Source organism: Achromobacter sp. ISS7, assembly GCF_056523125.1.
Genome location: NZ_JAWRZD010000001.1, coordinates 4,541,514 through 4,563,572, shown reverse-complemented (window position 1 = coordinate 4,563,572; position 22,059 = coordinate 4,541,514). Strand labels below are relative to the sequence as shown.

The window sequence follows — 22,059 nt, the reverse complement described above, 5'->3', positions numbered from 1 at the left end:
CCGGCGTTTGTCATTGCGACGGCGGCTTCATGGCCGGCTGATCGCGCAGGCCGGCAAGGCCACCGCGCCAGCCTCCAAGCCGCGCCGTCAGTCGACCTGCGCGCCCGACTGCTTGACCGCCTTGCCCCACTTCTCGACCTCGCCGGCGATGAACGCGCCGGTGGCCTCGGGCTTCAGCGGCATCGGTTCCGCGCCGCGATCACGGAAGAACTTCTGCATCTCGGGCGTGCCCAGCACGTGGCCGATCTGCTGGCTCAGGTAGTTGGTGATGGCCGGCGGCGTGTCACGCGGGGCCAGCACCGCCGCCCAGCCGATCGCCTCGAAGCCCGGATAGCCGCTCTCGGCCACCGTCGGCACGTCCGGCAACTGCGGCAGGCGCTTGGCCGTCGTCACCGCCAGCGCCACCGCCTTCTTGCTCTGCACGTGCGGCAGGCCCGCCGTCACCGAATCCACCATCAGCGGCACCTGATGGCCCAGGAAATCCGCCTGCGCCGGGCCGCTGCCCTTGTACGGAATATGGCGGATGTCGATATTGGCCGCCGCCTTGAACATCTCGGCCGACAGATGCTGCGTGCCGCCGATGCCGGCGCTGGCATACGCCAGCTCGCCCGGATTGGCGCGTACCTGCTTCACCAGCTGCTGCAGCGACGTGATGCCCGACGCCGGCGTCGCCAGGAACATCAGCGGCACCGAGAACACCCCCGACACCGGCGCGAAATCCTTGGTCAGGCTGTAGTTGATGGTCTTGTACAGCGTCTGGTTCACCGCCGCGGCCGAGCCCGCGATCACCAGCGTGTAACCGTCCGGCGTCGCGCGCGCGGCCTGCTCCATGCCGATATTGCTGCCGGCGCCGGCGCGGTTCTCCACCACGATCGGCTGCTTGAGCGCCGTGCCCAGCTTCTCGGCCAGCGCGCGGGCGAAGATATCGGTCGCCTGCCCCGGCGGAAACGGCACCACCAGGCGGATGGGACGGTCGGGATATTCGGCATGCGCGGCCGTCGCGGCCGCCGCCAGCACCAGGCCGGCGGCAAGACTGGAAAGAATTCGTGTCATGATCGGTCAGTAAAAAGCGACAAAGGGCGGCGCCCGGCGCCTGCCCTGTTGCATAAAATAGAGAGCCCCGCGCAAGCGGCCCTTTTGGGGCGGCCGTGGGGCGGGTCGGCTGGGGGTGCGTCACGATAGCATCCCCCCGCCGGTGCTAAATTCGTCATTTAGCGTTTCCCACCCTTTTCAACCCCTGTTCTCTCCTTTCAGCAGGAACCGCCATGGAATTCAGCCAGTACAACGTCAACGCCCTCATGGAGATCACCTCCCGCCCGGACCTCGTGTTCGTGCGCGGCCAGGGATCCTGGCTGGAGGACCACGCCGGCAAGCGATACCTGGACTTCGTCCAGGGCTGGGCCGTCAACACCCTGGGCCACAGCGCCCCGGAAATGCAGAAGGCCCTGCTGGACCAGTCCAAGCTGCTGATGAACCCGTCGCCGGCCTTCTACAACCTGCCGTCCATCGAACTGGCCAGCCGCCTGACCGGCGCGTCGGTGTTCGACCGCGTCTTCTTCGCCAACAGCGGCGGCGAAGCCAACGAAGGCGCCATCAAGCTGGCGCGTAAATGGGGCCAGGTCAACAAGAAGGGCGCCTACAAGATCATCACCATGAACCACGGCTTCCACGGCCGCACGCTGGCGACGATGTCGGCGTCCGGCAAGCCGGGCTGGGACAAGATGTTCGCGCCGCAGGTGGAAGGTTTCCCGAAGGCCGAGATCAATGATCTGGAATCGGTGCGCAAGCTGATCGATGACCAGACCGTGGCGATCATGCTGGAACCCGTGCAGGGCGAGGCTGGCGTGATTCCGGCGACCAAGGAATTCATGCAGGGCCTGCGCAAGCTGGCCGATGAGCACAAGCTGCTGTTCATCGTTGATGAAGTGCAGACGGGGATGGGCCGCACCGGCACCCTGTTCGCCTACCAGCAATCCGACGTGGTGCCGGACATCATGACGCTGGCCAAGGGGATTGGCGGTGGCGTGCCGCTGGCTGCGTTGTTGGCGCGCCAGGAAGTCTGCGTGTTCTCGCATGGCGACCAGGGCGGCACGTACAACGGCAACCCGCTGATGGCGGCTGTCGGCGTGGCGGTGTTCGACGCCCTGGCCGCGCCGGGCTTCATGGAATCGGTCAATGCCCGCGCCAAGCAACTGTCCGAAGGCCTGCTGACCCTGTCGGCCAAGTACGGCATGAAGGGCGAGCGCGGGATGGGCCTGCTGCGCGCACTGATCATGGATCGCGATGACGGCCCCGCCATCGTCGAAGCCGCGCGCAACCTGGCGCCCAATGGTCTGCTGCTGAACGCGCCGCGCGGCAATCTGTTGCGTTTCATGCCGGCGTTGAATGTGACGGCGGAAGAAATCGACACGATGCTCACGCAGCTGGATGGGTTGATTGCGCGGGTGCGCAAGGCTTGATGGAAGCGATTCGTTAAGCCATGAAGATAAGGGCCGCTTTTGCGGCCCTTATCTTTTCCATCCTGTTTACGTACTCATCCGCGTAAGGCTTCTGCCAATACCGCGGCATTCAATTCGAGGTCGGGTCCCGGATTCTCCGCCAGATGAGCGTTATCCGCGCAGGACCGTAACCGACGGCTCACGGCCAAACCCTAAAACGTGTATTTCGCCGTCAACAAGAACGACCGCGGCGCGCCGAAGTGATTGTTGTCCTGGGTGCTTCCGATCGCCTGGTAGTAATACTTGTCGAACAGGTTGTACACGTTCAGGCGCAGATCCAGGTTCGGCGTGGCCCGATACGCCACCACGGCATCCCAGATGCTGTACCCGGGCTGGCGCACGTTATACGCGGGCAAGCTGATCGCGCTCTGCACGCGCACCGCTCCGCCCACGCGCCACGCATTCAGCGAGCCGGGCAAGGTGTACATGGTCGAGAGCTTGAACAGATGGCGCGGAGTCTGCGTATCGTAGGCCGCGCCCGCCCGCAGGTTGCCAGAATCCTCCAGGTATTTGGACTGGTTGTACGTATAGCCGGCCGACACCTGCCAGCCCGGCGTGAGCGCGCCCGCCACTTCGAATTCGACGCCCCGGCTCTGCACCTTGCCAGACGGCGCATAGCACTCGATCACCCCCGGGCTGCACATGGACGTGTCCAGCGCGACGGGACGGTTGCGCTGGCGGATCTGGAACACCGCGGCGCTGGCGTTGAGCCGCCCGCCGAAATATTCGCCCTTGATCCCTGCTTCCAGATTGGTGCCGATGACCGGGTCCAGCGGCGCGCCACCCGTCGACTGATTGCTCTGAGGCTGGAACACGCTGGTCCAGCTGGTGTAGACGGTGTGCTGGCGGTCCAGGTCATAGATCAGGCCCGCGTACGGCGTCAACTCGTGCTTGACCTTGTAGTCCGCCGGCGGGCTGACGTAATCGCCCGACTTCAGCTGCATGTCGTACTCATACCAGTCCAGCCGCGCGCCCAGCATCAGCGTCAGCGGGTCGGCCAGGCTCAGGCGGGTGGTGGCGTAGCCGCTGACCTGGCGCTGGTATCCCTTGCGCGACCACGGGTAGACGAACGCGGGCTTTTCGACGGCGCTGGAATTCCAGTGTTCCGGGTCGACCGTCATGTTGTAGTCCAACGGCCAGCCGCCAGGGCCGTCGTCGTCCTTGTTCTTCAGGAAGCTGCCGCCCAGCACCAGCTCATGCGTGCGCCCCAGCAGCGTGAACGGGCCGCTAAGATAGCCGTCCACGCTGTACTGGGTCTTGTCATAGGCATACTGGCCCAGCCCCTGCCCGAAGAGCGTCGAGTCTTCCAGGGGGTACAGATAGCTGCCCAGCATATTCATCTTGGCGCGCAGCGTGCGGGCGGTCAGCTTGCCGGACCAGCCGTTCTCGAAACGGTGGTCGAGCTCGGCGAAGAAGCTGGTGTTCTCCTTGTTCCAATAGGCCCAGTCCGGCGACAGGCGGGTCGAGCGTTTGAAGTCATAGAAGCTGCCGTCCCTGCGCGTCGGCAGGCCATTCCAATCCGCGCCCGGATTGTCCTCGCGGTTGTAGTAGCCGCCGATGCTGAGCGTGGTGTTGGCCGTGATGTCGGCTTCGATCGTGCCGTAGAAAAGCTGGCGCTGGTGCTCGTAGGCCTTCTTGAAGGTGTTCGAATCCTGATAGGCCACCACGCCGCGGGCGCGCAAGGTGCCGCTTTGGTTCAGCGGGCCCGAGCCGTCGACCTCGCCCCGGTAATTGTCCCAGCTTCCCGCGCTGGTCGTCACCGAGAATTGCGGCACCGCCGTGGCGCGCTTGCGCACCAGGTTGATCGTGCCCGAGGGATTGCCGGCCCCCGTCATCATGCCGGCCGCGCCGCGCAGCACCTCGATGTGATCGTACATGGCCAGCGTGGCCACACCCTGCGTGTCGTAGTCGTAGCCCAGCGGAACCCCGTCGGCCAGGAACGAACTGATCTCGAATCCGCGAGAGAAGAACTGCGTGCGTTCGCCGCCGCCGATCTGGCGCGTCGTCAGCCCCGTCGTATCGCGGGCCACGTCGTCCAGCGACTGATAGCCCCGGTCTTCGATCTGCTGGCGCGTCACCACGCTGACCGACTGCGGCGTCTCGCGCGGGGACAGCGCGAACTTGGTGGCCGTGGACATGACCGGCGTGGTGTAGGAATGGGTCCCCTCGGTCACCCCCAACGTGGCCGCTTCCACCGTCACCGGCGCCAGCGTCGTCGCGCTGGCCGGGGTCACCGTCAGGCTGCCATCCGGCGTGCGCCGCAGTTCCAGCCCGCTGCCGGCCAGCGCGCGGGCAGTGGCTTCCTCCACTGACAACTGGCCGGAGACGGCGGGGGCGGACTTGCCCGCCACCAGATCGGCCCGAAACGAGATCACCGCGCCCGCTATGCGGGCGATCTGGGTCAGCGCCACATCCAGCCGGCCGGCGGGCAAGTCGTATTGACGCAGCGCCTGGGCATGGGCGGTGCTGGCGGCGGCTGCGATGACGCAGGCGGCCGGAAACCTCAGGGAAAGCATGGAACACTCCGTGGATGCGTGAGCACGCGTTCCATGTATGTGCATCGGCGCCATCAAAAAAACACCTGGCGCGCAAAAAAAATTTCAAGCCAGGTCGATCATCACGTACCAACGGCTCAGCCGCTGCAACCGGATCGGCAAGGTATTCCTGAGCGCCTCCAGCGCTCGCTCGCCGTCGTCCAGCGGAAACAGCCCCGTCACGCGCAGCCGCGATGCCTGCGGCGATATCCGCAGCCAGCCGGGCTGGTACCGGGCCAGCCCATCCACCACGGTCTGCAGCGGCTCGTCATGGACTTCAAGCTCGCCGTTCTGCCAGGCGGCGGTGTGCTCCTGGCCGTTTTGCACCGCATCGACCTGCCGCGCATCGAACCAGACGCCCTGCCCCGGCGCCAACGGCTGGCGCACGCCTGTCAGCGTGGTGACCTCGGCGGCCCCGCTCAAGGCCAGGCAGAAGCTGCGCTCGGCCCCACAGCGCACCATGGCGCGCCCCGAGGCAAGCCGGACCTCGCCTTGCGGCAGCCGCACTTGCAGCCCCTGGCCGCCCCGCAACTCAAAAATCGCCGCGCCGGCTGACACCCGCACGACATGCTGCCCCTCCCACGACGCCGCGCTGCGCGCATCCAGCTCCATCACATTGCCATCCGGCAACGCCACGCGGCGGCGCTCGCCGGTGCGGGTCACATAGCCCGCTGCCAGATACTGCAACGGCACATAGCGATCCGCCACGCCCGCGCCCAGCAGCAACGCCCCGCCCGCCAGCGCCAGCTTCCCCAGCCGGCGGCGCTGCGCAAGCTGCGGCCTCACCAGCGAACGCCGCAGCGCATCGCCATCGGCCAGCAGCCCCGGCCGCAACGCGTGCAACGTGCCATCGAGCGCCGCGTTCAGCCGCTGCCAGGCCGCGCCATGGCTCGGGCTCTCCGCCAGCCACAGCTCAAACGCCGCGCGGTCCGCATCGTTGGCCTGACCGCTGGTCAGACAGACCTGCCATTCAATCGCCGCCGCTCGGGCGCGCGCGTCCAAGGCCGTCATAGCCCAAACACCTCGCAGCAACGGCGCAAAGCCTGCATGATGTACTTGCGCACCATGGTCGGCGATACGTCCAGGCGCGCGGCGATCTCCACATGGGTCATGCCATCGAGCTGGCTATACAGAAACGCCATCCTGGCCTTGGAGGACAGCCCTTCCAGCGCCGTGTCGAGTCTCTGCAACGCGTGCAACGTCTGTACCCGTTCCTCGGCCGACGGCTCCAGCGGTTCCGGCTGCAAGCGCAACATCTCCAGCCAGGCTTGCTCCAGCTCGCGCCGCCGCCACAGCCGCCACGTAATGCGCCGGGCGATCGTGATCAGCATCGCCCGGGGCTCGTTCAATTGGTCCAGCGCGGGGAGGCAGAGGAGTTGCGTGAAGGTTTCACCGGCGACATCCTCGGCGTCCTCGCGGTTGCGCAATCCATTGCGCAGCCGCCGCTCCAGCCAGGGATGGTCGTTCTTGTAAATGGTGGAAAACCGGCTATCGCGTGTCGAGTCCACGGCTTGCGCTATGAATTAATGGGAATCGTTATCAATTATCGCATGGCGGGAGCGGGCGGTTCTAGCCCCAATTGTGGGCTCCTGTGCAGACGCGCCGCGATGTTGCGGGTCGAGGATTTCGGTAGACGGTGCGGCACGGTTGTTTGTGAGGGAGACGGTCTTGGGAGATCACCTATCCACGGCTTCCACGGCGGCACGTTGGCGACCATGTGAGGCCGGCGTGATTCCTGCGACCAAGGAATTCATGCAGGGCCTGCGCAAGCTGGCCGATGAGCACAAGCTGTTGTTCATTGTTGATGAAGTGCAGACGGGGATAGGCCCCACTAGCACCCTGTTCGCCTACCAGCAATCTGCTGCGCTTCATGCCGGCGTTGAATGTGACGGCTGAGGAGATTGAGAGGATGCTGGGGCAGTTGGATGGGTTGATTGGGCGGGTGCGTAAGGCTTGAACTTATAGTTGGCCGAATAAGTCAAGGGCCGCAGTGCAAACTGCGGCCCTTCTTCTTTTTATATTGTTGTCTTGAGCTGTTAACCCGAGATGGCAAAGATATTTGCCTGTACATAGAAGTGCTTAAGAAACCGGCATTACCTGCCGTTTACTAAAAGCGCTTTTTGTTAAAATTTCTAGGGTCGTATCATATGCTTGATAGATTTATCGAGATGCTTGGAAACTCCCATTTTGAAGCGTACGTTGGTGGTCCTATAGCAGGGGTTGTAGCTGCATTCTTGTTTCAAGGATTTGGTGGCGGAAGCGCAAAAAGCGAAAATCGTTTGGCGGTGCCTCTTCCGGTAAATATCTACAAATTTCGTACCACTGTTCTCAGTGAACAAGGCAAGCCCGACAACGGATTCGCTTTTGGGGCAATGATTGCCGGGGTCTTGATAGCTTTTTTGTTTGTTGCGTTTTTGCCCGTGCTGACGGACGGTATTCAACTCTTGAATGCGGCCACCTTAGTATTCGGTTTGACGTCAGCGATGCTTGGAGCGCTGAACGGTTGGGTACGTTCAATTCAATGGTGGTTGCTGGCGGTATTCTCGTCAATGATCGCGGCAACTTGCTTTGTTCTAATTGGCATGGCCTTTGATGCTATTCATCCAGATGTTATTAGATATGCGCAAAATTCGTTTAATGCGAACTCCGATAGGCTTAGCCACATTTTCTCGGCAGCTTTTGACTTTTTGAAGGCGGTTAGTTCGGAGTATTGGCGTTGGATGATCTGGATCTTGTTTGGATTTTGCCTTGTTATTATGTGCTCTATATCTGCATTAATGCGGATCGTTCACTATCTGGCATTATCAAAAATAGCTGCAGGTTCTTCAAGTCACTGGTGGATTGCTATAGCTGTTCGAACGCGGTCATACGGAGGTCTCAAAAATCTTAGCTTTATGGTCGGCGCTCTCGTAGTAGCGTATTGGCTTATAACCGGGGGCGCATATCGATTTTTGCGATAGCCAGAAAATGCAAAAAGGCCCAATGGCTGGGGGGTAAGCACGCATTGAGTGGGGCGTCAAAACTGCAGCGAGCTGCAGCAGTTAAATTTTTCGTTTGTTTTGATATGCCTAATCTGCACCCTATCAAATAGTCGGGGCATCCGCGCCCTAACCAGCCTAGACTAATTCCACCTCATAAGACCAAAGGCGCTTAAGGCCTGTACTAGTTTCACGCGAGTACGTCAGGCATTCAGGAAGCAGAATTGCACATCGGCCCCGGGCCTTTCCTTCGAGCAGCCAAAAAATACTCATTCCGAGGACTTGAGCTTTCGTTGATAAGGGGGATAAGAAAATATTCTCACTGTTCCCTTTTTTATCGATATGGCGGACTCGCTCGCTTATCATCTCTGCGGTAGCGAAAGGATCATTCGCTGGCGCAAAAAAGCGATTGTTAACCCAATCCTCCTTTAGAACAATTTCCCCGCTTTTTTCTGCTCGAAGTGCACTTTGTTGGTACATGTCCGCGCTGAGAGACGGAAATGCAAAGAGAGGGTGAGTTATGACGTTATTCTTATACGAGAAGACTTGACTAATTAACTGGTGATCGTAGCCCACACCGAGAATCAAATGGCTCCTTCCATTCCCGGGGGTCCCATACATGCCGCGGATTGGGCGAACGATTTCAGAAGTCGTTGTTGCGAATTGCGTTTCTTCTTGTTTGGAATAGCTGACAGGTTCAGAATAAATTGCTGTGAACGACTTCACGCCAAGGTGTGCCAGCTTTGGAATAAGAAACGCTAGCGAGTTCCGCATAAATCCGGTTATATCGATGCAGAGCGAAACTTCGCTTATATTTTCGATTTTGGCAAGAAGCTCGGCAATCTGAGCGACCTCGTCACTCATCGGAGGCGCGACTACAACATGCCCAATGGGATGCTCGATCGGTGTGTATTGATATTCTGGATGAATGAGCCAAATTTTCTGTTGTGCGTTGATATGGTCAAAGATAATCTTAACGCGATCGCTAGAATTGTAAGCGGAAATAAAAACGTCAAATTTACCGAGTTCCTTTTGTAGGCGGTTGGTTTGTATGCTACGGCGGTAGAATATCGAGTATTCCATCAAAAAAGAGCCTCCTGCCTCAGATCCTTGGAAGCGGGAGTGAACGGGAGATTCCACCGGTTTTGAAGGCCATTTAGTAGTGGCTCGAAGGCGTCTTTTGATTTTTTATCAAAAATTGCGTTTACCACCTCGCCGCTTAGACTTATATCACCGCGACGAGCGATAGGAAGCCCCCAGCGTGCCGACAGCATAGGGCTAAGTTGTATCTTACGGCGAATTAGCTGGTTGTTTCGATCTATTCGGCCTTCATAAACTTCTTGGATCAAAGAGTAGTTAATTGCCGCCTCAAGCATTTTTCGGCCTTCGGGGGTCAGTTCATCGTTGTTAAAACTCACGGCTAGAGGGGACACCTCAGGAATATTGAGTGCATACCGAGCTGTTCTCAGAATTTCCGCGAGGCGTATCGTGGCGTCTCGCGCGAGAATCGACATTTGGCCATAGTTGGAATCGCTTTCGAACGCAAAACGCGCTGCCTCAATTGCCGCCTCTGATTGAATTTCGACGGGAATTTTGTTACCTGGACGAATGTCAACTTCCTTGAAACTTGCAATCTCGTACACCTTGGCGAGCAAGACTAAAAGGTTTCGCGGATTATGTGACGACATTTCCACTAGGGAATTAAACCCGGCATACGGAATTAGAGCGTCACGCCGCTTTGATTCCCTACATATCTGCGCAAACAAATCCAACTTCCAGTGCCCAACTGCTGTGCGGTAGGAATTCTTCTCGCCCCCACGCTCGTTTAGATACTCTAGGCAATCTGTCCTTATGCGGGTAGCCACGTCCTCTGGGTTCTTCCCTCTTCCGAATTTTTTACAAAAAAGCAGGACGTTTAGCCGTTGAAATAGGGGAGGAACATCTGTAGTTAGAGACTCAATAACGCTCTCAATGACGGAAAGGTCTAGGAGCTTTGGAAAGGCACTTTTGGCAGATGCTTCACGAAATAGCCTGAGAAATCGCGACTCAGCTAGCGGAAGTGAGTGGCGCTCAATATGTTTTTCTAAATCTATTTCTTCGAAAATTTCACGGGGGTCAAATGTGGAAGTTACCCCGCGACCGTGGCCAACGCGTTTGGAGATGAACTTCCTCGCAAAATCAGAATAATTTTTCCATGATCGAAGAATCTCATCCAGGCGAATTACAGAAAACTCCGAGCCCTCTCGATTCTCTTCGCCTTCAGCAACCGTTGCGAGCGTTTTTCTAGAATATAACCTTCCCGTGAGTCGGAACGTGGCGCGTCCTTCGGCATACCGCACCAATGTGTTGATAACCTCTTGCTGCTTGAGCGTCAGGTTTTCAATTTCATCTAGCATATAAATTAGATGAAGCCCCTGAAACTTTGGGTGCCACTGCTTTAGTCCAGCGCCGACCGGCAAAGCGAGCCCCCCCATGGAGAAAGGGAGGTGTAGCTCCACTTTCTCGGAAAAGGCTGCAGCGTTAATTGCGTCGTCAATCCTGTTTAACCAATCGAGCGTCCAGATCTGCAGATCCTCGATGCCACCGATTCGTTGAAATGCTTCGTCCGATGTTCCTATCGTCTTCGAAATTGTTTCTACAAAAGCTTGGTCGTCAAACTTCTCGCCAGGGCTACTTTCTTTGATGTCTAGCAGTGCGTCGAGAACCAGTTCTACGAGGCGGAGCTCCAGATGAGTGGAAAACAATTGCTGCCATGCAGACGTCGTGCCACCCGCCATTTCGAATCGCGGCGCATCAATATTTGTTGTGCGAAGGAAAACGGCGAGGCAACCTGCCTCTTCAATGATTGAAATACCACTTCTGCTCGACGATCGCTTTCGAGATACCTGATAGCTCTGGTAGCGCAGCAAATGGGTTTTGCCGGTACCTTTCCCGCCTAGGATATATTTGGATCCCAGTGAGCGTGGATCCAGAATGGTGGCCGTACGAGTGCCGCCGACATCGACCCACAATTCATTTATCTGCTTGTCGGTGTACTCTGAAGCACGTATCAGCGAGAAGGGGTTGGAGTCATCTACTTGGTACATGACTTAATAAACCTTATCGTAGCGAACAAAAATGGGGCTCCAAGGCGTTCTACGACCCTCGTTCCAGTAAATTGGCAACGTATTGTCTGGTGTGTTATGAGTGAACCCGAGCATCAGTTGGCCATCCTTATAACCTGCGGAATGATGAGGAAACAGAATCTGGCCATAATGACGCACCATTCGTTCAAATGTCTGATTGTTAAATGTGCCGAGCATTCCAGGCGGGAAATAGCGTTGCACGGCATTGAATACTCTATACGTGTCATCCAGCTCGAATAAGCAGGTGGCTTTGCCGTCAAACATGCTTTTGCTGTTTAATTTCTCCAGGCCCAGGGATGTCGAAAACAGGCACATGAAGCGTAGGTCGAGTCGGGGGTTGGCTTTCCGAATGCGCCGGAGTTTGGCTGAAAGATAAGAGGTCGATTGATCTGCCGAGCCTACAACGTCGTCAAAAAAAACGTAACGGCAGGCGGATAAATCGGCCGCTTGAAGCGCGGCTGTTCTGCCACCCGGTCGGATTTCGCTAAATGCTGCACCCAGATCAATAAATAGGTCTTTAGAGAGTCTATTTATTTGACGAAAATAATATAAAAGATGTGCGCCACTTTCCGACGGATTGCCTACTCCTATGAAACGAGTGGAATTTAGTTCTTCCTGAAATTGCTTTTCAAGTAACCCAGTGTCTCGTGTGTTCTTGCAGTTTCGGCGTAAGCGTTGAATAAGAGGGGCTTCAAAATGGTCTCTATATATAGAGCGGAGCATCTCTCGGACTAGTCGCTTTCCGAAATATATGAAACGGGTGAGGGCAATCAACCCGTGTTCTCGCTCTATATCGATTGTTGCTGTCTGGCCGGTGAAATTCTGTGCCCAAGCTTGGACTTGACTCCAAGTGACCTCACGATCCCATGCGTGGTCAACGAGTGTCCGCAATACCCTGTCGATATCCGTAGTCTTCATCTTATTTTCCGGAACATTAAGATAGTCTCACCCGAAATTATAGACGCACTACTATTCCTGGCGGTCATTAGTCCCCGTGAATGGATACGGTCTACGAGCGCTAAATCTAAAGAAAATCCAAGCTCTAGCATTATCTCCGTGGCGAAACAGTCGTTGCCCACATGAAATCCAGCTACAGTATTGTTCCCCAGAATTAAGATGGCATGGCCGTGCGGAGCCGTTACTCTCGCCACTTCACAAAGGGCATCTCCCAGTTCACGGAAATATGTTTCCGTGATTGCTCCGCGGGTTGGATTCTTCAAGCTAATGCGTTCAACGAGTCGTTGAAATTCTGGTGTTAATTCACTAGAGCCGGTGAACGGTTCCGCTTGATATTTGGACGAGAGGTGTTCTCGCCCGATAGAGTGTGCTTCAAGAGACGCGAGCTCATCCGGCGAGCACAATGATAGCCAATTCAAAGCAAGGCTAGAAGCGCGTATGTACTTCTGTGCGCTGCCATAGGGTGGCGACGTTATCGTTAGTGGCACTGAGTCATTAGGGTATCTACAGAAGCCCGCAGTAAGTAGCTGCCTTGCATCTCGCCCAATTATATTCGCGGCCAATCTCTTTGGGGACGCTGAGTTAGCGGCATGGACTCGTCCGATATTTAGCTGGACGACCCTGTCGAATTCCTCGGCAACCGAAACTGTACTGAGCCATTCAAGATGTTTGCGGATTTTTTTATTTGCCAAGTCAGAAAGAGACTGCTTTTCCTTTATCCGAACAGGAACGTTTACGGCCGGATCTGCGTGGCTCACGCGTCGAGCGAGTACAGAAAAGCAAATTCGAAAAAAGTCTTGAATATCGGAATTTTCGATTTCCATGACCGCTCTCAGAATCTTCTCTAACTCCTTTTTTGTTTTGACTGAATACCACAGTTGCTCATTTACGACCCGTATAGGTTTTGCTGTTCTCAGTCGAGAAATTCGCATGCGCAGATGGCGCGCTTCGGCAATTAGTTGAAGAGTTTCGTACGGAGTGGTTTTGACTTTAGTTAACAAGAGTGCAAATGGGTTGGCATCTGCCACGAGAGGGTTCATTCCGGCCAAAGAGGCTTCGAGCGCCACGGTTCCTGAGCCACAAAAAGGGTCGAGGATGTTTTGGCCTGGCTTGCAAAGTGAGCTGGAGCGAACAAAAAAGTTCGCGATGTGCGGTAGTAGCTTGGCTGGATATGGATGAATCTGATGGGTGAGCTGGTCCCCCCCGCGTACCCAGGACATCAGATCTCGAAATGAGACGTCAATCGGCGTACCGGAGGCGCGATACCGCCGCTTCAGATCTTCTAGTAGTAAAGTTGTATCAACCAAGTCCCGACAAGGGGATGGCGGCCATTCGGCCGATTTCGCCGAATTACTCAGTGCTCCGTCGCAGGCTGGCGTACGCTGTTGCTTACGAACTGGCATGCATGCGCTCAGGTTGCCGTGCATAGATAATCCGGCCGTTAGACAACATGCCCGGAAGGAAATTTTTCAAGTTCGTCACCGCGTTTCTAGACCTATTTGCAGACCATGGAATGCTACCGCAACCACACTCTGAGAGACAGGGGGGGCAGCAATGCCTAGCAACGACATAGACGCTGATACATTCGTCACCAGCCTCTGTTCGGCCCAACGCGCCTGTGACGGCTTACCGTTCCGTATCGCCTGTTGTCGGTCCACGGGTCTTAGCGAGCAGAGCTATTCGGATCTTCGTCGAGTGTGGACTTGGTGCTAAACCGTCGCCTATCGGATACTCTCTAAAACGGAGTTGCTTAGCTTAGAGCTAGCACAGGATGCCTGGTTAGGTATCTCTCAAGGGCTAATGCCGTCACGTTGGGAATGCATCAGCGGCCCTCTACCGTATACTTGGCGCACTACCACTAACGGGTAGCCCCGGTTTGGAAGCCGGCAATGTCTTTGGCGGACCGCCGCCGCTTGGCGGCTTTTTCACGTCCGTACGCCTCTGCACGTCCCTATGGGCGGGCCCTGGCGAGGGTGCGTTCGCGCACGCCGGTTTCCAAAGACGCCGGTCTTCCAACCTTGCCTTGCGCCCGCCCACCCCATTTGGAAGTGGGGAGCGGGCTTCATCAGTCTTTGGAGCCTGTCATGCAATCCCACCCCCTCACCCAAAACCCCTGGCTAGTCGACACCGACCCCGAACACGGCCCGGTCCCCCTCTCCCACCTCTACAACATCGAACGCGCCCGCTACGCCATCCAGACCATCGCCCGCCTGGTCGGCAACAGCGCCTCGGAACCCGCCGCCACCGGCAGCCAGCCGCTGGACGCCTGGACGGTGGCCGCGTTGATGGGTGGCGTGGAAGGCCTGTGCGAACACCTCGGCACGCTGACCGACGCCATGCTGGAATCGGCCCGCGCCTACGCCGATGACGCCGCGTTCGACGCCGCCACGCACAACGCGCCGCGCTCGATCCAGTAACCCGAAAAAGACCAACGGCCTGCCGCGCAACGCGTCAGGCCAGTTCTCGGCCACCAAGCGTCAGACCGCCCCATCCCCCGCGCATCAGGCAGCCCCAGCCACCCTCACCCCGCCCGCCGAAACGCCCGTCGATACCCCATCGGGCTCGTCCCCACGATCCCCGTGAAATGCTCCCGCAGCGACACCGCTGACCCGAACCCCACCTCCATCGCCACCCGCTCCACCGGCAGGTCTGTCGTCTCCAACATCCCGCGCGCACGATTCACGCGGGCCTGGATCACCCACTGCAACGGACTCACCCCCAGCAGTTCCTGAAACCGCCGGTTCAACGTCCGCACGCTGACTGCGGCCTGATCGGCCAGCGCGCCGACGGTCAGGTTCTGCGCCAGCCGGCTCTCGATCCAGTGCAGCAGCGGTGTCAGGTCGGTATGCGACGCCGGCGTGGGCCGCACGATAAATTGCGCCTGCCCCCCGGCGCGTTCCAGCGGCACCACGGCCAGCCGCGCGCTGTTGGCGGCGACGGCGGCGCCGTGGTCGCGCTTGATCATGTGCAGGCACAGGTCCATGCCGGCGGCGGCGCCGGCGGAGGTGAGGATCTGGCCGTTGTCGACGAACAGCACGTTGGGGTTGACGTCGATGGCGGGGTAGCGGCGCGCCAGTTGGGCGGCGGCTTTCCAGTGGGTGGTGGCCTTGAGGCCGTCGAGGATGCCGCTGGCGGCCAGGGCGAAGGCGCCGGTGCAGATGGAGGCGATGCGGGCGCCGGCGGCGTGGGCGTGGCGGATCAGGTCGAGGATGTCGCGGGGGATGTCGTGGCTCGGGTCGGCCAGGCCGGGGACGATGACGGTGTGCGCGTGGCGCGCGACGTCGAGACGGGCGCGGATGTGCAGGTCGTAGGCGTGGGTCCGGATGCGGGGTTTGCTGGCGCAGACCTGCACGTCGTAGGGGCGGCGGCCGTCCAGGGTTTCGGCGAGCTGGAAGATCTCGCAGGGCGCGGCGAGGTCGCCCGCGACCAGGCCGTCGAAGGCGAGCACGGCGATGCGATGGGGGGCTTTCTTGGGCATGCCTGGGGTTCCGGCGGTGGCGACGAGCCTGGTTAGCTCGATCGCACGGTTGGCGGATTTCTTTCGAAGATTGGCATTTTGGCCAATGGTTGGCGATTGCGCCAGCCCGGACAATGCCGGTTCTCTTTGTGACGCGGTGGCCATGTCCATGAAAGATTCCGGCGGTTCGACACCTTTGCTGTTCAAGTGGGCGGCGGTCCTGGAGGGGACAACGCTGCTGGCGCTGCTGGGCATTGCGGTGCCGCTGAAGCATCTGGCCGGAATGCCGGCGCCGGTGTCATGGATCGGGCCGGTGCATGGCGTGGCGTTCATGGTGTACATCGCGCTGGCGTGCAATGTGGCGGCGGCGCAGGACTGGCCGCGCAAGCGGCTGCTGCTGACGTTGCTGGCGACGCTGGTGCCGTTTGGCGGCTATGTGATCGCGCGGTCGCTGGGCCGCGCGGCGACGCCGGCCGGGAGGGCGTGAGCGATGGGGTATCTGCTGGTCAAGGCGCTGCACATCGCGCTGATGCTGTTCTGGGTGGCGGGGATGGTGGTGCAGGCATTCGTGCTGGCGGCGGCGGCGAAACTGCCGGGGCCGGCGTTGCCGCAGGAGCTGGCGTGGCTGCGGTTGTTGCGCAAGGGCGAGCGCCTGCTGACCACGCCGGCGATGGTGGGTGCGTTGGCCAGTGGCGTGTATCTGGCGAGCAGCGCGGGGTGGTTTGGCAGTGGATGGTTGTCGGTGAAGCTGGCGTTGGTGCTGGGGCTGGCGGCCGTGCATGGGATGCAGGCGGGGCGGTTGCGGCGGCTGGCCGAGGGCGCTGCCGCAGCGCGCGGCGCCAACCTGCTGCCGATGGTGGTGATCGCACCCGTGCTGATCATCGTGCTGGTGGCGGTGAAGCCGTTCTGAGGCCGGGGCGCTGGCGGGGGCATCATGCCCCTATAATGTGAACAATTCCCATTCACACAGCCTCCCCCGATGTCCGCCAAGTCCAGCGCCGGCCCCGACGCCGGTATCACGACGCTTTATCGCGACCACCACCGCTGGCTGAGCGGCTGGCTGCGCCTGAAGCTGGGCGACACGCATCGCGCGGCCGATCTGGCGCAGGACACGTTCGTGCGCCTGCTGTCCGCGAACCCCGCCACGCCTTGCGACAGCGCCTTGCGCGAGCCGCGCGCCTATCTGCGCACCATCGCCAACCGCCTGCTGGTGGACCACTGGCGCCGCCAGGAGATCGAGCGCAATTACCTGGCGGTGCTGCAGACCTATCCGCAAAGCCATTGGCCGTCGGAGGAATCGCGGCTGCTGATCCTGGAGTCGCTGGAGCAGATCGCGCAGATGCTGGCGCGGCTCAAGCCCGAGGTGCGCGAGGTGTTCCTGCTGGCGCAGATGGACGGCCACACCTGCCCGCAGATCGCGCGGCAGGTGGGCAGGTCGGTGGCGACGGTGGAGCGTTACCTGGCGCAGGCGTTGGGGCATTGCTATCGCCTGGCCTATGAATCCTGATCGCGCCAGCGCGGCGGCCAGTGACGGCGGTGCCGGCGCGGCGGATGCCGCGGTGCTGGACGCGGCCATCCAATGGCGCATCAAGCTGCAATACAACAGCGCCGACGCCCACGCCTGGCAGGCTTTCGACACGTGGTTGCGGGCGCGGCCCGCGCATGCGGTGGTGTGGGAACGGCTGCAGGCGCTGGGCGCGCGATTGCAGCGGCCGGCGGCCGACATGCCGCCCGAGGCGGTGGCGCGCATTCTGCGCGAGACGGGCGCGGCGCAGGGTCGCCGCGCGCGCCGCAAGGTGCTGGCGTCGCTGGGGGTGTTGGTGGCGGGCGGCGGGGTGGCGTGGCGGGTGGCGGATACGCCGGTGGCGCAGCGGCTGCTGGCGGATGTGTCCACCGCGCGCGGCGAGCGGCGCCGTGTCACGCTGCCGGATGGCGGCACGCTGATGCTCAACAGCGATAGCGCCGTGGATATCGATTATCGCGGCGCGGTGCGCCGCATCGCGCTGCGGACGGGCGAGATCTACCTGGTGTCGGGGCATGATCCGTTGTCGCGGCCGCTGTTCGTGGAAACGCGCGACGGCCGGGCGCAGGCGTTGGGCACGCGCTACCGGGTGCGCCAGTGGGACGACCACAGCGAGATCGCGGTGGACGAAGGCGCGGTGGCGCTGCTGCCGCGCGACAGCGGGAACGCACCGCCCGCGGCGACGTTGCGCGCCGGCGAGTCGGCATGGATGATGCCGGACGGGGTGCGGGCGGTGGGTCCGGCAGACTCGCGCATGATGGATGGCGCCGCCTGGATCGAGGGGGCGCTGTCGGTGCGCGATATGCCGCTGGCCGCGTTCCTGGGCGAGTTGTCGCGCTATCACGGCGCCATCGCGTGCGATCCGGCGGTGGCGCGGCTGAGGGTGTCGGGGGTGTTCCAGCTGGACGATACGCGCAAGGTGCTGGCGCTGCTGCGCCAGATCCTGCCCATCGATACGCGCGAGGGACGGCAGTGGTGGGGCGGCAAGGTGACGCGCGTCCTGGCCCGGTCTTGAGCGGGCCATCGAGCGGGCAAGAAAGAAATTTGAGGGGATCGGCGAAGTTGTTCGTCATATGGGCTGACGCAGTGCGCACTGCCCAGCCCAGACCGACCCTCAATGGAGTAATGCTTTCGTGAAGACCCCCCGTCTGCGCGCCGCGGCGATGCCGCCTGGCGCCCGGGCTGGCTTGCGCGCCCGCCCTTCCCTTTCCTATGCCGTATTGCTGCCGCTGGTGGCGGTGCTGGGCGCCGTGACGGCGGCCGCGCCGGTGCGTGCCCAGGCTGTGTCCACGCAGGCCGATGCGTCCGGCGCCGCGCGTGACTATGCGATCTCGCCGGGGCCCTTGAATGACACGCTGGCGGCGTTTGCCCGGCAGGCAGGCATCTCGCTGGCGTACTCGTCCGCGCAGTTGCAGGGCGCGCGTAGCGCCGGCCTGAATGGCCGGTTCGGCGTGGCCGACGGCCTGCGCACGCTGCTGGCGGGCACGGGCTATCGCGCCGTCAATGTCGACGGCGGCATCCGTGTCGAGGCCGAGCCGCGCTCTAACGCCACCCTGCTGGCGCCGGTGCAGGTGACAGGCAATTACAACGTCCAGACCGAAGGCTCGCAGTCATACGCGGCCAGCGCGGCGACCATCGGCAAGACCGAACAGGCGCTCAAGGACATTCCGCAGTCGGTGACGGTGGTGACGCGCAAGCGCATCGACGACCAGAACCTGGCGACGATCAGCGAGGTGCTGGAGAACACCACCGGCGTGACTATCAGCGAGGTGGCCGACGGCGGACGCAATTTCTATTCGCGCGGGTTCAAGATCAGCAATATCCAGTACGACGGCGTGCCGCTGTCGCGCAGCTTCTATGCGGTGGGCAACAGCTTCACCGGCAGCACCGCCTATCTGGATCGCGTCGAGGTGTTCCGCGGCGCGCAGGGCCTGTTCGAAGGCGCGGGCCAGCCGGGCGGCTCGGTCAACCTGGTGCGCAAGCGGCCGACCGCCGAGACGCAGGTGCTGATGGAGGCGCGCGCCGGCTCGTGGGACCACTACGGCGGCATGCTGGACGCGGGCGGCGCGCTCAACGCCGACGGCAGCCTGCGTGGCCGCGCGGTGCTGGACTACGACACCAAGGGCTCGTTCATCGACGTGGTCAAGGAACGCGACACCAATCTGTATGCCGCGCTCGACTACGACCTGACGCCGCGCACCACGCTCGGCGCCGGCGTGCTGGTGTCGCGGCTGCGCTCGACGCCCTTCTTCGGCGGCCTGCCGCGCTACAGCGACGGCAGTTCGCTGGGCTTGAAGCGCTCGACCTTCCTGGGGGCGGACTGGAACAAGTGGGATCGCGACGAAACGCAGTTCTTCGCCGACCTGACGCACCGCTTCAACGACAACTGGCGCCTGAAGATCGCCGCGGCCTACGTCAAGGAAGAGAGCCTGACCACGGCGCTGGATGCGACCGGCGCGGTCGATCCGGCGACGCGCATGGGGCCGATGCGCAACGCCTGGAACTACGACAAGTCGGCGCGGCACGTGGGCTTCGACGCCAACGTTAGCGGGCGTTTCACTACCTTCGGCATGCAGCAGGACCTGGTGGTGGGCGTGAGCATGTCGCGCCTGAAATCCAACGACCGCATCGAGTACGCGTCCAACTACCTGCCGCTGGACGTGTTCCACCCGGACTCGGGCGTGCCCAGGCCCGATAGCTTCCCGGATTCGCAGCGCACCTCGCGCTACGAGCCGCACGTGCAGAAAGGCATCTATGCGCAATTGCGCAGCAGCCTGACGGACGACCTGACGTTGGTGTCGGGCGGCCGCTTCAGCTGGTTCGAGAGCCGCTACAGCACCCAGGCAGCCACCTGGAGCGATGTCAGCACCAGCAAGGCCAGCGCCGAGTTCACGCCGTTCCTGGGGCTGGTGTACGCGCTGACGCCACATTGGTCGGTCTACGCCAGCTATGCCGACATCTTCGAGCCGCAGACCGCCACCACGCTGGACGGCAGCATCCTCAAGCCCATCGTCGGCGCCAACTACGAGGCCGGCATCAAAGGCGAGCTGATGGACGGAAAACTCAACACCTCGTTCGCCGTCTACCGCATCGACCAGAAGAACCGCGCGGTGCAGGACTACGAGGCCGGCCCGGTGTGCAATGGCGGCTATTGCTCGCGCGCCGCCGGCAAGGTGCGCAGCCAGGGCTTCGAGACCGAGCTGAGCGGCGAGGTGATGACCGGCCTGCAACTGGCGGCCGGCTACACCTTCAACAGCAACAAGTACCTGAGCGACCCCGACCGCGAAGGCCAGACCTTCAGCGAGGAAACGCCGCGCCACCTGCTGCGCGTCTGGAGCGAATACCGCCTGCCGGGCGACTGGAATCGCCTGAGCCTGGGCGCTGGCGTGAACTGGCAAAGCGCCTTGACCAACAGCGTCTCGAAGGTGCGGCGGCCGGCGTACAGCGTGTGGAATGCGCGGGTGGCGTATGACCTGACCTCGCACTGGACGGCGGCGCTGAACGTGAACAACCTGTTCGACAAGGTGTACTACGAGTACCCGGGGTACGTGGAGAATCGCAACAACTTTGGCGCGCCGCGCAGTGTGTTGCTGACGTTGCGGGGGCGGTTCTAGCGCGCGGTCTGTCGGGGGGCTGCGCGTTCATGCCGGACGGGTGGGGGGCGGCCGTGCGGGACCGGCTCGCCGCTACTGCCCCGCCCAGGCCGCCGCGTCATCCACCGGCTTGGGCAGATACCCTTCCAGGGTCTCGGCGATCCAGCCCGGATCGATGTAGTTCCAGGTCGACTCGATGACCCAAGCCAGGCATTCCTCCGGGCCGCCGTTCAGGTACGGCGGCGGTGACACCGGCTTGAACACCGTGGGCAGCTTCTCTTGCACCGACAGGTCGTTCAGGACGAAGCCCAGTTCCTGCACCACGCGCCACGCCAGCGGATGCGCCAGGTCGAGCGTCAGCTTGACCCACCAGTACGCATCGCGGGTCACTTCCGACGACAGCACGGACACGCCCGGCATGCGCGCCAGGTAGGCGACCAGGCGCGGCAGGTTGGCACGCAAGGGTTTCGGGTCGATCGACTCGGCCGGGGGCGTGATGTTCTCCAGCTTTCTGACCAGGTGGGCGTGCAGCGTCCGCTTGGCGTCTTCCGCTTCGCGTTCCATGGCCTTTTGCAGTTTGCCGGGCAGGGTCAATTCCATGTCGGTCCTTTGATGGCGGTGTGGGGGGATATTACACAGGGGCGCGCAGCCATTCGCTTCGTCCGAAACCCAGGGCCCGCACGCGCATGGACCCGCTGAACCCCTTCAAAATGGGTTTCAGTCGATTCCCGATAGTGATACGCGTGCATTGCCATGAATGCCCTGTTTGTCGAACTGCCCGAGTTCTCGCGCCACCGCGAGAAGTTCCTGGACGATGACGCATTCCGCGCGCTGCAAGGCATGATGTTGAAGATGCCGGAGGCAGGCGTGGTGCTCGAAGGCACGGGCGGACTGCGCAAGCTGCGCTACGCCGATCCCCACCGCAGCCGGGGCAAGCGCAGCGGTCTGCGGGTGATCTATTACTGGTGCGACGCCGAACGGCAATTCTGGCTGTTCAGGCTGTATGTGAAGGTGGACGTGGACGACGACACCGTCGGCAGCCGTAGGGTGTCAGGCAAGCAACTGGCGCGGGCGCTGGCCAAGCCGGGGCGGTCCCTTGAGGCCACGACACGACCATCACGCAAGCGTTCGTCGCATTATCGGGCGCCGAAGCATCCGGTGAAGATGGGAGCCAGTTGAACGGACGCTGGGCATTGCGGGAGGCCGGCGCGGGGCTTCCGATCTCGGTCCGGGGTGATTGCCGCCGATGCGCGCATCGCCCACACAACACGTCATTCATCCGATTTTCGCGCGTGTCTCGCCGAATCTCGGATCGTTCCTACGCCTTGCGCAAACTGACCACGACTAAAAATGAAGTCCTGCGTGGCGCTTCGCGAAACGCGCAATTGCCGATCG

The 22,059-nt window shown here is 61.1% G+C and carries 19 protein-coding genes and 1 pseudogene; 10 read left to right on the top strand and 10 right to left on the bottom strand.

The features are described 5' to 3' along the window. Positions 1 to 87: 87 nt before the first annotated feature. Positions 88 to 1,053: a Bug family tripartite tricarboxylate transporter substrate binding protein gene (locus AC1HFW_RS20645; protein WP_479285108.1), complete on the bottom strand. Its 966-nt coding sequence runs from the start codon at positions 1,051 to 1,053 to the stop codon at positions 88 to 90. A gap of 212 nt (positions 1,054 to 1,265) precedes the next feature. On the opposite strand from AC1HFW_RS20645, the gene AC1HFW_RS20640 reads away from it, so the two are divergent. Beyond that, positions 1,266 to 2,459 (top strand): acetylornithine transaminase, encoded by a 1,194-nt coding sequence (locus tag AC1HFW_RS20640; RefSeq protein WP_479285107.1) that lies wholly within the window; start codon positions 1,266 to 1,268, stop codon positions 2,457 to 2,459. Positions 2,460 to 2,650: 191 nt separating this feature from the next. Here AC1HFW_RS20640 and AC1HFW_RS20635 read toward each other — a convergent pair whose 3' ends face one another. The 3 genes from AC1HFW_RS20635 to AC1HFW_RS20625 all read right to left on the bottom strand — a co-directional run bounded on the left by AC1HFW_RS20635 (position 2,651) and on the right by AC1HFW_RS20625 (position 6,540). Then, on the bottom strand, positions 2,651 to 5,014 hold the full coding sequence (locus tag AC1HFW_RS20635; RefSeq protein ID WP_479285106.1) for a TonB-dependent siderophore receptor: 2,364 nt from the start codon (positions 5,012 to 5,014) through the stop codon (positions 2,651 to 2,653). Between the two features lie 84 nt (positions 5,015 to 5,098). Beyond that, positions 5,099 to 6,043, bottom strand: a complete 945-nt coding sequence (locus AC1HFW_RS20630) for a FecR family protein (protein ID WP_479285105.1) — start codon at positions 6,041 to 6,043, stop codon at positions 5,099 to 5,101. Then, entirely contained in the window at positions 6,040 to 6,540 is a 501-nt protein-coding gene (locus AC1HFW_RS20625; protein WP_479285104.1) for a sigma-70 family RNA polymerase sigma factor, read from the bottom strand. The genes AC1HFW_RS20630 and AC1HFW_RS20625 overlap by 4 nt, the downstream gene beginning before the upstream one ends. A 211-nt stretch (positions 6,541 to 6,751) precedes the next feature. Here AC1HFW_RS20625 and AC1HFW_RS20620 point away from each other — a divergent pair. Beyond that, positions 6,752 to 6,889 (top strand): annotated as a pseudogene (locus tag AC1HFW_RS20620) (aminotransferase class III-fold pyridoxal phosphate-dependent enzyme); the annotation flags it as partial. A 290-nt stretch (positions 6,890 to 7,179) separates the two neighbouring features. Beyond that, the gene (locus tag AC1HFW_RS20615) at positions 7,180 to 7,992 is read left to right on the top strand and encodes a hypothetical protein (RefSeq protein WP_479285103.1); all 813 of its coding nucleotides are present in this window, start codon (positions 7,180 to 7,182) and stop codon (positions 7,990 to 7,992) included. 156 nt (positions 7,993 to 8,148) lie between these two features. On the opposite strand, the gene AC1HFW_RS20610 is transcribed toward AC1HFW_RS20615, so the two are convergent. Genes AC1HFW_RS20610 through AC1HFW_RS20595 form a run of 4 tightly spaced genes read right to left on the bottom strand, consistent with a single transcriptional unit; the run spans position 8,149 to position 13,519 of the window. After that, a complete protein-coding gene (locus AC1HFW_RS20610; protein WP_479285102.1) occupies positions 8,149 to 9,093 on the bottom strand; it encodes a hypothetical protein in 945 nt (314 codons plus the stop codon). Beyond that, positions 9,093 to 11,096, bottom strand: coding sequence for an ORC-CDC6 family AAA ATPase (locus AC1HFW_RS20605; protein WP_479285101.1), 2,004 nt, complete (start codon positions 11,094 to 11,096; stop codon positions 9,093 to 9,095). The genes AC1HFW_RS20610 and AC1HFW_RS20605 overlap by 1 nt, the downstream gene beginning before the upstream one ends. Positions 11,097 to 11,099: 3 nt before the next feature. Continuing rightward, positions 11,100 to 12,053 (bottom strand): phosphoribosyltransferase-like protein, encoded by a 954-nt coding sequence (locus tag AC1HFW_RS20600; RefSeq protein ID WP_479285100.1) that lies wholly within the window; start codon positions 12,051 to 12,053, stop codon positions 11,100 to 11,102. Then, on the bottom strand, positions 12,050 to 13,519 hold the full coding sequence (locus tag AC1HFW_RS20595; protein ID WP_479285099.1) for a hypothetical protein: 1,470 nt from the start codon (positions 13,517 to 13,519) through the stop codon (positions 12,050 to 12,052). The genes AC1HFW_RS20600 and AC1HFW_RS20595 overlap by 4 nt, the downstream gene beginning before the upstream one ends. 657 nt (positions 13,520 to 14,176) lie before the next feature. Here AC1HFW_RS20595 and AC1HFW_RS20590 point away from each other — a divergent pair. Further along, positions 14,177 to 14,509, top strand: a complete 333-nt coding sequence (locus AC1HFW_RS20590; RefSeq protein WP_241068581.1) for a hypothetical protein — start codon at positions 14,177 to 14,179, stop codon at positions 14,507 to 14,509. 104 nt (positions 14,510 to 14,613) lie between these two features. Here AC1HFW_RS20590 and AC1HFW_RS20585 read toward each other — a convergent pair whose 3' ends face one another. Beyond that, a complete protein-coding gene (locus AC1HFW_RS20585) occupies positions 14,614 to 15,570 on the bottom strand; it encodes a GlxA family transcriptional regulator (protein ID WP_479286531.1) in 957 nt (318 codons plus the stop codon). A 148-nt stretch (positions 15,571 to 15,718) separates the two neighbouring features. Between AC1HFW_RS20585 and AC1HFW_RS20580 the strand changes: the two genes are divergently transcribed. The 5 genes from AC1HFW_RS20580 (at position 15,719) to AC1HFW_RS20560 (ending at position 20,685) form a co-directional block, all read left to right on the top strand. Next, entirely contained in the window at positions 15,719 to 16,036 is a 318-nt protein-coding gene (locus tag AC1HFW_RS20580; protein ID WP_479285098.1) for a DUF3817 domain-containing protein, read from the top strand. Positions 16,037 to 16,039: 3 nt separating this feature from the next. Beyond that, positions 16,040 to 16,459 (top strand): CopD family protein, encoded by a 420-nt coding sequence (locus tag AC1HFW_RS20575; RefSeq protein ID WP_479285097.1) that lies wholly within the window; start codon positions 16,040 to 16,042, stop codon positions 16,457 to 16,459. A gap of 69 nt (positions 16,460 to 16,528) precedes the next feature. Continuing rightward, positions 16,529 to 17,056: a sigma-70 family RNA polymerase sigma factor gene (locus AC1HFW_RS20570; protein ID WP_006392225.1), complete on the top strand. Its 528-nt coding sequence runs from the start codon at positions 16,529 to 16,531 to the stop codon at positions 17,054 to 17,056. Beyond that, positions 17,046 to 18,086, top strand: coding sequence for a FecR domain-containing protein (locus AC1HFW_RS20565; protein ID WP_479285096.1), 1,041 nt, complete (start codon positions 17,046 to 17,048; stop codon positions 18,084 to 18,086). Before AC1HFW_RS20570 ends, AC1HFW_RS20565 begins: the two co-directional genes overlap by 11 nt. A 118-nt stretch (positions 18,087 to 18,204) precedes the next feature. Further along, positions 18,205 to 20,685 carry a TonB-dependent siderophore receptor gene (locus AC1HFW_RS20560; RefSeq protein WP_479285095.1) on the top strand — a complete coding sequence of 827 codons (2,481 nt, stop codon included), beginning with the start codon at positions 18,205 to 18,207 and terminating at the stop codon, positions 20,683 to 20,685. A gap of 72 nt (positions 20,686 to 20,757) precedes the next feature. Here the strand turns inward: AC1HFW_RS20560 and AC1HFW_RS20555 are convergent, their stop codons facing one another. Beyond that, complete coding sequence (locus tag AC1HFW_RS20555) at positions 20,758 to 21,264, bottom strand: hypothetical protein (RefSeq protein WP_479285094.1); 507 nt, start codon at positions 21,262 to 21,264, stop codon at positions 20,758 to 20,760. 153 nt (positions 21,265 to 21,417) lie between these two features. Between AC1HFW_RS20555 and AC1HFW_RS20550 the strand changes: the two genes are divergently transcribed. Continuing rightward, the gene (locus AC1HFW_RS20550; RefSeq protein ID WP_479285093.1) at positions 21,418 to 21,843 is read left to right on the top strand and encodes a toxin; all 426 of its coding nucleotides are present in this window, start codon (positions 21,418 to 21,420) and stop codon (positions 21,841 to 21,843) included. Positions 21,844 to 22,059 lie beyond the last annotated feature (216 nt).